We start from the raw sequence: 11,920 nt of genomic DNA on the forward strand, positions 1-11,920 counted from the left end.
AGTGCATTGGAAAGAATTTCAGAGTGTTTATCAAACTTTAAACAGCGCCCCCAAACGACAAAAGGCCCGGACACACCCGAGCCTTTTGCCTGTATTTTCATATACTTAAAGCACTATCTTCGACTATTTTGCCGTATAGACTAGAGCATAAGCTTGAGCGCCGTTTTTGCCCTGTGGAACCTTGAAGCCCTTTACTGTCAGCTTGTAAGTTCCAGCCGGCAGGTCCGACTTTTCGATCATCTCAAGATTGTTGATGTGATCGTTCATGCTCAAAGTTTGCCCATTTGGCATCGTCAGAACCAGATCCAGATCGTTCACCAACGCTTGCGCGGCATTGGCAGAACCCGGAGCATCTGTCCAAACAAGGTTCGCATACAGGCTGCCAGGATTTGCCAATGTGAATTCATAAGTCACCTCAGCACCTTGTGCAACACCTTGGCGATTGTCGATGAAGACTGTCCCCGCACCCAAGTTTGCGATGTTGGAAACATCCACACGACCATAACCTTCATCAGAGTTTGGACGACGAGTCAAAATCTCCTGCCCACGGGATGCACCCACCTCACCGTACTGACCTGGGAACATGTCCACCGCAGTGTGAAGCATAGTTGCTTTCATCAACGCCGCAGATGGAGTCGCGATGCCCATTTTTTCAACAAGAACCTGACGAGCGATCGCCGCAGCCCCTGCTGTCAGAGGTGTCGCCATGGAAGTTCCACCGGACCAAACGTAGTCTTTATTGTAAGCACCCCAAAGTGGCGAAGCATCCTTTTCTTGAGAGAACACACTCAGGATATTTGTGCCCGGAGCCACGATGTCTGGTTTCGTACGGCCATCTTGAGTCGGACCACGAGAAGAGAACATCGCGATACCATCAGCTTTATCTGAAATGTAAGAGCTGTAGATCGGCTCTGCGGGCCATTCATCCTTGGCTGCACGAAGTTGTTTAATAGGAACCTGGATCCCACCGGAAGAAGTCACGTTTTCAGAAGCGCCCACGGTCAGCACATTCTTCGCTGTGCCTGGAGAAGCCATGGAGTTCGCATCAATACGGCCGTCTTTGTTTTTATCCGCACCACTGTTTCCAGCCGCAAACAAAATCAGCATATCCGGGTTTGCGTAGGACCACTCATCCACCTGAATCGCAAAGTTGTCATAAGCCCCGAAGGTACGCGCCCCACCCCAAGAGTTGGTGTGAATACGAGCGCCATCAGCATAAGCTTTTGCAAACAAATCCCCTAGTTTGGACGGAACACTCAAGTTCTTCATCATCGGAGACCACATGCCTTCAGCCACCATGTTGGCTTCATATGCGCCGCCTTTGAGCAGACCTTTGGACGCTGTTCCGCGACCCATAACCGAACCAGCCACGTGAGTTCCGTGACCCATTGGATCTGACCAGGATTTAGACCACAATCCAAACGGATAACCAGAGATCACAGCGCCAGCGAAATCCTGATGGATTGCGCCAGTGTTACCGGAATCCAAGCCTGTATCTGCCATGGAGACGGTCTGACCACGGCCTGTGTAACCCATGGCCCATGCAGCATCGAAGTTCATCAAGCGCGTGCCGGACTCATCACCTTTAAGATCTGTGTAATCGCCCGCTGCTGCCGCGGAAACATCGTCCGCCAAGTTCTGATCCATCGCAAAATGGAAGGATTCGATCACCGGTGCTGGTTGAATATGTTCAACCCCTGTCAAAGCCGCCACCGCCGGAACAAGTCCGCGAGGAATCAAGGCTGTGATATGCTTTCCATCCACAACTTGAACAGACACTTTAACATCCATTTTTTCAATTTTGGATGCGACCACTTCCACTTCATTGGCCTTGAACGTGTTCACAAGCACTGCCACCATGGAGTCTTTATTAAAGACGCTGGCAGGAGTGAAGTCCTTGCTGACTTTATAGGTATTGGCGTACTTCACCACCGCCTGAACACCGGCATGGGAGTTTTTGAACTTCATCAAATCAAAATAAGTGCCACGAACCACCAAAGCATCATCGGGAAGATAACCGAAGACTTCGAACTGGGCTTTGAGAGCCGCCTTGTCTTTTTCGGTGACAGCTTTTTTGAACTGCACGATGTATTCCGTCGCACGGACTTCCATCGCCCAAGTCGCTGCATAAGTGCTAGAAAGTTTATTTGTATCCACAGCACCGGCATTGAGTTTCAAAACCGTGCCCGCTTGCGCTGCGCTGACAGAAAGAACCACAGTCGAAACTGCAAGACCCTTCACAAGATGTTTCATAATACCCCCTCTGATCACAAAATCAGATCACGACCGAAGTTCAGTCGCAAGGGGTACTTAGAATATTGATGCGGTGGGTGATTTAAAGTTGATGAGCCATCACTGCCAAAGACAAATTCCCCGCAGTGCGCCCCTTGGAATTCATGCCAAATTCCATCTCTTGATTATCCGGAGCAAATACCTGAGCCCGCTCAGTCAGCTTCTGCTGCCCACGAACACGTTTTGTGACCGTCACATCCAGATACAATCCGTCTTTTTTATTCACCTGGGATTTGCGAGCATAGACTTCGACCAAAGTTTCATTTTGTCCGTCGTCAGAAATTTCACTGACAAAGCTTTTTTTGCCGGATTTAGCCACAGTATTCACAGAAATAGGTGCTGAACCCTTCAAGCCGACACGCATGTTCACCTTGTAGGCCGGAGCTGCCGCCCAAGAGTTCATAGAAAAGAAAATTGTTGCCGTTACTACGCTGAGAATCTTCATAAGAGCACATCCTTGTGATCTTTAAAAAGCATGACAAACAAAGATCCCGGATGCAACAGCAAAATGTTCGGTCGTTTTTCCGCGACGCTCTTAATCGGCGAAGATCACGCCACTGGAGTTCCCGCCCAAGCTGGAGTCTCCCCAAGTAACAACAGTCCCGTTGTCTTTCAGAGCTGCAAAGGCTCCCTCGGTGGCATAGACAGCCTTCACTCCCGAGGCAAGTTTAGAGGCGACTGCGACGGAACTACCACCGTATGCACTGTCACCCCAAGTGACAACGACACCGTCGGATCTGAGCGCGGCAAAAGCACGCGCCGAAGACGCGACTTCTTTGATGTAACTCAACGAAGAGCTGACGGATGACACGTCGGCCCCGGCGGCAGCGTCACCTGCTGTCTGTATCGAACCATTGTCCAACAAGAAGACTGTGGCTGCCAAATTGGTAAAGGCACGAATAAAACGATGTGAAAAATTCGTATTTAAAGTCGCGTTTCCAGCCCCGGTCGCACTGTCACCCCAGCTCACCACACTGCCATCAGCCTTGTTGGCAAAGAAACCTTTCCCGGTCGAAGTGACTCTTAAAACATTCGACACCAAGGATGCGCTGACCGAAGAACTGTCGCCTCCATAAACAGGATCCCCCCAAGAAACAACAGCTCCCAAAGGTTTCACCACCGCAAAGGCCCGGTCTGACGGAATCACGCTGACAACTCCACTGTTCAGTGAAGCTGCAACAGACGAGGAATTTCCACCCGCCAAGGCATCACCCCAGGTCACCAGACTGCCATCATCCTGCAAGGCCGCAAATGCTCTTTTGTTAGAATAGATTTGGACAGTTTTTGAGCTCAGCGCCCCCAGCACTGCGGCACCATCCCCACCCGCACCCGCCTCACCCCAAGTGACAACACTTCCGTTGTCCTTTAACGCAGCAAAAGCCGTCTCAGTGGAATAAAGACGAATAACACCCGTCAACTGACCTGCAACAGAGGAGCTGTCCCCCCCGGAAGCCGCATGCCCCCAGGTCACAACTGTCCCGTTCGCTTTGAGTGCGGCAAAGCTTCGACTGTTCGCAAAGACAGCCTTCACTCCGGAGCTCAACAAGGCACTTGCCGCCCCCACATCTCCGCCATAATCAGAGGCTCCCCATGCGACCACAGAGCCATTGGATTTTAGAGCCGCAAAAGCACGCTCAGTATTATACAAATCTTTCACTCCAGAAGCGACCGCCGCACTTGAGAAGTTGGCGATTTCACCACCCCAACTCACCACGGAGCCATCTGTTCTTAAAGCGGCGAAGGCCTTTTTCGATGCAATAACTTTTTTCGTCGACTTATAGGGACCATTAAGTGACGAAGCGATGGCACTGGTGTCACTGTCTAAGCCCCAAGATACAATCGTTCCGTCATCTTTTAAGGCATTAAAAGTACCATAGTTTGAAGTCACCTTGATCACTCCGGAAGCAAGTGACGGAGCCACCGCCGTGGCATCACCGCCGTAGGAGGCCGATCCGGAGACCAGAACGGAACCATCGGATTTGAGAACAGCATACCCTCCGCCACCAGTCACACTTGTCGCCACGCCATCGGCAGCAACCAGCTCTGTGGCTGCTCCCGTACTATTGCTGATATTATAAACAGCCCCGTTGCTTTTATAAGCTATCAGACGACTTCCCAAAGCTTCGATGTCTGAAACGCCTGACGCCAACTCAGGGGGCGAGGCCGAAAACGGAGTAAAGCCTCCCCAAATAAAGACTGATCCACTGGAACTCAGGGTTACAAAAGTACTGCCACCAGAGCATAAAATTTTACGATTGTTTTGAAGCTGAGCCAAATGCGCCGAGGGATCCCCACCCGCAGCCACTCGCCCCCAGGTGATCACCGAACCATCGGCTTTACGTCCTGCAAACGCTCCTTCATTATTCGCACAAAGCAGCTCGATAACCCCCGGCGGGGCCACTGCAGAGCCACCATAAGTTGAGTCCCCCCAGTGATAGATAGACCCATCAACACGCATGGCCGACCAGGCGATTCTTCGACCAGCTGCCGCGATGACTCCAGAGCCTGCAGAAGAAATTTGACTCGGAACCGAGCCCTCTCCATACAAACCACCCCACGCAACAGCGCTTCCATTGGCTTTCAATGCTAAAAAGCTATCCCTTGCCGCCATGAGCTTGTAGACACCACTATTGGCAGCCGTCGCTGAGCTTGGTGGATTTCCTCCCGTGTGAAAGTATCCCCAGCCAAAGACCGTCCCGTTACTTCTAAGACCTGAAAAGGCTTCTTGGTTAGACACCATCGAAACGATATGCTGAGCAGAGGCCACTGAGGAGACGCCGCGTGAACTTCCCCAATTGACCAAAGTTCCATTCGTCTTCAGAGCCGTAAATGCATTTTCGTAGTTGGCGCCGAGAACGGTTTGAACCCCGGACTTGATGGCATTCTGAGTGGCCGTATCCATCACCGTCACTGATGTATCCCAACCCCACGGAACAAAAGAGCCATCCCCCAGCAAAACTCCCGAAGTTCTTCGGGTATTGAAAATGTCTGCCACTTTGTAGATCTTCACGGGGATTGCAAAGGATCGCGAGTCCGTGATGCTGTTTCCGGCAGCGTCTTCATAGGTCACGTCCACATTAAAGCTTCCCGCCCCAACACCCGTCACATCAAGGTCAGCAGTCCACGTTCCAGCGCTGCACGAAACCGTGTTATTAGCAGGATGATTCAAATAAATATCAGTCCCTTCATTATCACAAACACCACTGACAACAAAACTGCGGCTGTCTGCAACCGCACTTCCGGCAGCAGGAGAAGTGATCTCAATAAAGGGAGCCACGTTATCCACAGTGATCAAAAAAGGCGAGGCGGTCTGAACGCTTGATTTTCCATCGCTGCTTCTGGCGACTCCGGGAGCCACGCCGACACTGACCGTCCCATCTCCGGTGCAGTTGTACAACTCGACATAGTACCCCTCAGAACTATCAAAATAGACTTCACATGTGGCAGAACTGCCATTTACGATTAAATCGGTTTCATCAATTTCAATTGTGTCTGCATTGGTAAACTGCAGTTCAAACCAGGCATAGCTGTCATAATTCACACGCAGCCGTGAGGGTGAAGTAAAGGTGACAGCGGGCCCACTGAGCACAGGGAGGCCATCGTCAGGAGTCACGTCCTCCAACAACCGAGAAGCCGTCTCATTAACCAGGGAGGCATCCAAAGAGCATCCTGCCAAAAACAAAAATAGCAGAGACCTCGACAGCTTGTGAAACGTTCTGGAGATTAAATGAGTCATGTCTCACTTATCGGTGTTTCGCGAGTGGGCCGGGAGAGCACAAAACAAAAAATGATAAAAATCTATGTCTCAGAATAAGACTCGATGGGGTTCAAACCTCATTTTGTCGCGATAACCCTGAGAATGGTTCGTGCCCCCAAATAGGCGTCGTTGTAGGTGTAGTTCAAGAGGACTTCAGAATCCCCCAAAACAATAAATTTTCTTTCGACCAACTCGGTTTCATACTCGCCTGCGATCTCGCCGGCCTCAACCCGTTGTCTGACACTTTCTACGATCACCCACGAACCGGGAGTTTCTCCCGCGGTCACCACCGCATAATCATGATCCGGATCTTCTGTCAGATAATACGCCTGCCCGTTCACCCAACTGATGTCAATCGTCCCCGTCGGAGCCGTGGCTTGCAAAATCCAGGTTTGCCCTTGATCCACTGAGCGGAAGAAGTTCGCTCCTTCATAAACCCAAACATCCCCAGCGGGGCTGAATCTTAAACTGAATCTTAACGACCAATAATTGATATTACCAGGTCCACGCAGCACCTCGGTCCACGTTGCACCACCATCGGCAGAACGATGAACCGCTATGGTTCCATTGGCATTCACCCTTTCCATGATCATCAGGAATATGTTTCCCGAATTATCAACACTAAGACCCTTGGCACGAATCTCGTTCACTCCCCCGGGAAGCGTGAAGGTCTTTAGCAGATTCCACGAGGTCCCATCTGAGGTCTTTCTGAAATACACATTGGAACCGTCGTCAGAAACAAAATAAGTCTCGGTTGAGTCGTTGGTACCCAGGAACACGAGTCCACTGGTTCCTGCCATGGAAAAGACATCAGTCCACACACCGCCATCGACAGTACGCCGGATGATTTTGTTCCCGTCACGGTCGCCAGCTGCATAGATTGCCCCATCGTGCCCTTGAAGCAGATCGTCGGCATTGATATAGCCACTCGACACAAATCTGTCTGAATCCTGCCATGTCACACCGTTGTCTGAACTTTTGGATATCAGCCAGGGCCACCCTCCATCCATGTCTCCGGTGTCCACGATGGCGTAAAGCTCCGTGGGTGAAGTGCGAATGACTTTTTCCATTGTGCTCCAGAAGGCCCACTGAAAACGCACATCTCCTGCCAAGCTCCATGTCGCACCGGCATCCGCAGACGAGGCCACGGTTGATTGATATCCCTGATCATTGTAAGAGAAGGCCAAAACCTTGTTGCTGGAAGGATGTGCCACCACCGTCAGACCGTAGGGATCTTTCGCATTACCAAACAAAGCATCCAGATCCACCGGTGTCCATGTGACGCCATCAGTGGAAGTAACAACTTTCCAATCGTTGGGATTAGAGCTGCGACTGCCTCCAGTGGCGATCAGAACCCCTGACGAGGTCACCGTCATCCCCTGTAAAAGATCGAGCCCTGAATAAACCTGCGACCAGGTCACCCCACCATCTGCGGTCTTATAAATCTTGCCACTTCCGGCAGAGCAGGAATAGTAGGCTGTGTTGTCATCAAGGACCCGCAAATTCCCTCTGAGTTCATAGTCGCCATAGTTCGTTACAGCGGGAAGTGTCGTCGCGGGTGTCCATCCCCAAACTCCCGCAGTCAACACACCCTTAAGAAAGTACATGTTATTGGCGACTCCGGATCGCCCCATCACGAACAACTCTCCTGATGGGGAAACACCCACTTGATATGCAGAGATCTCATTACCACCGGCCAGGGGCGCGCTGTGATAAATTGTCTGCCAAGTGACACCATCATCCTTACTTTCACGAATGGCCCATCCTTGGTCTCCGTACCCGACAGAATAAATAAATCCTGTCAGAGGCGAAACTGCAATGTCATAACAAACATAGTCTTCTCCAGCCACTTCCCACCAGGAATCCGATGTCGTCCAGGTTGTGCCGGCATCAGTAGAGCGTCGGATAAACCAAACCGAATTGGGATCCTGAGCCGTGCTGTTATAGGAGTAACCATAGCCACAGGCAAAGACCGTGTTGCCTTTTGCCACCATGGCCATGGCATGGGACTCACCATAATAGTGGACACCCATAAAATGATCCACACGACTCCAGGTCACACCGTCGTCTGTACTGCGATAGGTAGCCCAGCGTTCGCCGGAATTATCACTGGCCGTTGCTATTGCTAACACCGCCCCGGAAGACAGCCATACCGCATCTGAAATAAAATTCTGATCTTGTGCTGACTGAGGCATTTCAACTCTGCGAAACTCGCGAAAACCCCGGCGATGAACCGTGACTGCGAATTTTTTCCCAAGACTGTCGACAACTTCCAGAACCTCTTCAATCAACGGAGCATTCGGAGGAATCACATAGAGACCCGTCGTGATGTCAAGATAGCCGGAGGTTGAGGCACTATAAGTATAAGGAGGAATTCCCCCCAGTGGTTCGATGGTTTTTGAGGAGCCGACTTCCATCGTGATAGCCAGAGGGATGCGACCATCCCCCTCCACAGCGCCATTTGAAAGCTGATCTTTAATCAGGGAGGCGTCAAGAGAGCACCCTAGGCACAATGCCATACCAATAAAAACAAACAACCGATACGTCCAAGTGTTTTGCAGCATATCTCTTTATCGGCGTTCTGTGCTGCCTATTTTATAGGCCAAAACAATAAATACTCGTAATCCTGTCTCAGAACGAGATGGTCTACGCAATACCCGCCAGAGCTGCAGGCCCATGTTCACGCAGGAGTTCCTCTTTCAACCCCTGGTTTTCAAGATAAGACAACTTCGGATCTTTTCTCAGAACCTCAAAGGCCGCTTCACGAGCCTCTTGCAAGATGGCCATGTCACGCACCAAATTCGCCAGTTTGAATCCGGAAAGACCGGACTGTTTGGTGCCCATGAACTCGCCGGGACCGCGCATTTCAAGGTCGAACTCAGCGATCTTAAATCCATCCGAGGTTTTTTCCATCATCTCGGTGCGCTGTTTGCCTTCTTCCGACACCGCATATCCCATGATCAGAATGCAGAAACTTTTATGTTCGCCCCGCCCGACCCGGCCGCGCAACTGGTGTAGCTGGGATAAACCAAAACGCTCGGCATGTTCGATGATCATGATATTGGCATTCGGCACATCCACGCCGACTTCGATCACCGTCGTGGACACCAGAACCTGAATTTCATGACGACGGAACTGATCCATGACCTGATCTTTTTCATCCGGTTTCATCTTTCCGTGCAACAGCCCGAACTTCACCTGTGGATAAAGTTGCTTGAGCTTTTCGTATTCAGAAACCGCATCTTTAAGATCAATCTTTTCGCTTTCTTCGACCAGAGGGTAAACGATGTAGGCTTGACGGCCTTTCTGCAGTTGTTCCAGCATAAACTGCAACGCCTGAGGTCGCTTGCTTTCAAATGTGGCCCTGGTCTGAATCGGACTGCGCCCGGCTGGCATCTCATCGATGATAGAAACATCCAGGTCACCATACACGGTCATCGCCAACGTTCTTGGGATCGGCGTTGCCGTCATCACCAAAAAGTGCGGCGAGTTTCCTTTGTTCTTCAGAACTCCGCGCTGTTCAACACCGAATCTATGTTGTTCGTCGATGATCACCAGCCCCAAATTACTGAATTGGACATCATCTTCGATCAGCGCGTGGGTACCAATGATCAAATCGATTTCACCGCTGCCAAGGGCTGCCAAAAGTTGCTTTTTTTCTGAAGCTTTGGTCTTCCCGACTAAAAGTCCCAGACGAATCCCCAAGGGTTCCAGAACTTTTTTGGCATTCTTAAAGTGCTGTTCTGCCAGGATTTCAGTCGGCGCCATCAAACAGGACTGATAACCACTTTCCGCGACATAAAGGGCCGCCATAAAGCTGACCAGTGTCTTTCCGCTTCCCACATCCCCTTGAACCATTCGGTGCATGGGATGTCCACGTTCCAAATCTTTTTTGATCTCGGTGAAAACACGCTTCTGAGCCCCAGTCATTTCAAAAGGCAGCGACTGCGCCAGTGTTTTAAGCTTTTCGCCACTGTTTCTGATCTGTGGCGCCCCTTCTTTCTGGAAGCCCGCTTTTTTGGACGCCAGATAAAGTTCCAACCAGAAGAATTCATCAAAGATGATTCTTTTTTGGGCCGGTGTTTTAAACTCGGCATATTCCTTCGCCCTGTTCGGGTCCGGGAAGTGAATGTCCTTCAAGGCATCCTTGCGCGGAATCAGGTTGTACTTTTCCCGCATCCACTTGGGCAAAGCCTCTTCCGGCCATTCTTCAATCTGTGCAAAGGCCGAACGCACCAGCTTCATGATCTTGGCTGTCGCCAGACCTTCGATTTCTGTATACAGCGGAATCAAGGCGTCCTGAGCTTCTTCATCAGGCTCAACATCCTTGATGTCAGGATGGTGGAACTCGATGCGCCCGCGGTATTCGGTCACCTTGCCAACGACACGAACCTCGGTGAAGGGCTTAAAGCGCTCGAAGTAACCTTTGTAGGGTACACGGAAGTATTTGCAGTGAATCTGGCCCGAGGCATCCCGCAAAACCACGTCATACATCTTCCGCGCGGAGCGGCCCATGTTTATGCTATGAACCGCCACCACGGTGGCTTTGATACTGACAATATCGTCGGGACGAAGGCTTGCGATATTCCGAGCCGCCCGTTGATCTTCATAGGCCCGGGGATAAAACTCAAAAAGATCCCCAAGAGTCTTTAGACCCTTACGGGAAAACAGATCCCCCAATTTGGGACCCACTCCTTTAAGATATTGAATCTCGGTATTCAAACGCAACGCCATGGCCTCCGATTATTTCTGATTCCGACGACAAGTCAATGAATGCATCCCTGTGACATCGGGCTTTCTGCAGTCTCGGATTGGCACGTTGTAAGAGAATCTCAACCCACCCTGCTCTAGACCAAAGCCCGAGACCATTGTTTATTGCAGATTTAGTTCCATCACCCCTGGTTCCATGGCAGAATTTTTCTATGGATTCAACGACTTACTTCCGCATTCGCCTCAGCACGATACGCCCAGATAAAGTCACCTCTTTTGATATCTTCATCTACGTCGATGGCAAACACATCCTGTACCTGAGAGCTGGCGACAAGCTGGGGTCAGGTAAAATCAAAACCCTGCACAACCGTGACACCGGGGATTCCTTCTTTGTGCGCATGGAAGACAAACAAATCTATCGTGACTGGGTGAAAGAGGAAATGAACTCCGACCTTCTGAATCCCTTCGACAAAGCCAAGATCCTGCGCGAATCCTCAGTCGCCTTGATGGAAGACCTTTTTGAAAATCCTGATGTCAATCGTGCCCTGGACGAGTCCCGTCCGATCATCACCGACTTTATTGAGCTGATGGAAAATGCTCCGGAAGCCATGGGCTTTATGATCTCGTTATCAGGACACGACTTCTATACTTACAATCACTCTTTGGACGTCAGCATTTATTCTTTGGGACTGGGAAAGGCCCTGGGCTATGATGCCAAAACATTAGAGGAACTAGGGGTCGGCGCCCTTTTTCACGATATCGGAAAACGCAGCGTCAGCCTGGATATTCTGTGCAAAAAAGGCGGCCTGTCCGATGCCGAATGGGAGCAGATGAAAATGCACCCTCAGTATGGCCTGGTGATTTTGAACAATCACCCCAACATCAGCGATGCGATCAAGGCGGCCTGCTTTGAGCATCATGAATCCTGGGCCGGTAACGGTTATCCCCAGCAGTTGGTCGCTGACGAGATCCATCCCTTCGCGCGCATTGTGGCCATCACGGACACCTATGACGCCATGACCACACAAAGATCTTACAACGTCCCGCTGACTCCGGTGGATGCCGTCACCATGATGAAGGAAAAGCTGGCGGGCCGCTATGATCCTGACATGCTCAAGGCCATGTATTCTGTCCTTTTCAAAATCAAAGTTGCCTAAGGAT

At 50.8% G+C, this 11,920-nt stretch carries 6 protein-coding genes; 1 reads left to right on the forward strand and 5 read right to left on the reverse strand.

Annotated features, from left to right (window positions below; translation table 11 throughout):
- Positions 1–123: 123 nt before the first annotated feature.
- The 5 genes from ACZ50P_RS10310 to recG form a co-directional block, all read right to left on the reverse strand.
- Complete coding sequence (locus ACZ50P_RS10310) at positions 124–2,253, reverse strand: S8 family serine peptidase (protein ID WP_464130955.1); 2,130 nt, start codon at positions 2,251–2,253, stop codon at positions 124–126.
- Between the two features lie 82 nt (positions 2,254–2,335).
- The gene (locus ACZ50P_RS10315; RefSeq protein WP_464130956.1) at positions 2,336–2,737 is read right to left on the reverse strand and encodes a hypothetical protein; all 402 of its coding nucleotides are present in this window, start codon (positions 2,735–2,737) and stop codon (positions 2,336–2,338) included.
- 90 nt (positions 2,738–2,827) lie between these two features.
- Positions 2,828–6,028: an RCC1 domain-containing protein gene (locus ACZ50P_RS10320; protein ID WP_464130958.1), complete on the reverse strand. Its 3,201-nt coding sequence runs from the start codon at positions 6,026–6,028 to the stop codon at positions 2,828–2,830.
- Between the two features lie 98 nt (positions 6,029–6,126).
- Positions 6,127–8,613 carry a hypothetical protein gene (locus ACZ50P_RS10325; protein ID WP_464130960.1) on the reverse strand — a complete coding sequence of 829 codons (2,487 nt, stop codon included), beginning with the start codon at positions 8,611–8,613 and terminating at the stop codon, positions 6,127–6,129.
- An 82-nt stretch (positions 8,614–8,695) separates the two neighbouring features.
- On the reverse strand, positions 8,696–10,783 hold the full coding sequence (recG, locus tag ACZ50P_RS10330) for an ATP-dependent DNA helicase RecG (RefSeq protein ID WP_464130961.1): 2,088 nt from the start codon (positions 10,781–10,783) through the stop codon (positions 8,696–8,698).
- Between the two features lie 188 nt (positions 10,784–10,971).
- On the opposite strand from recG, the gene ACZ50P_RS10335 reads away from it, so the two are divergent.
- Positions 10,972–11,916, forward strand: a complete 945-nt coding sequence (locus tag ACZ50P_RS10335) for an HD-GYP domain-containing protein (protein WP_464117123.1) — start codon at positions 10,972–10,974, stop codon at positions 11,914–11,916.
- Positions 11,917–11,920: the final 4 nt, after the last annotated feature.

The organism is Bdellovibrio sp. CKG001, from assembly GCF_055397465.1.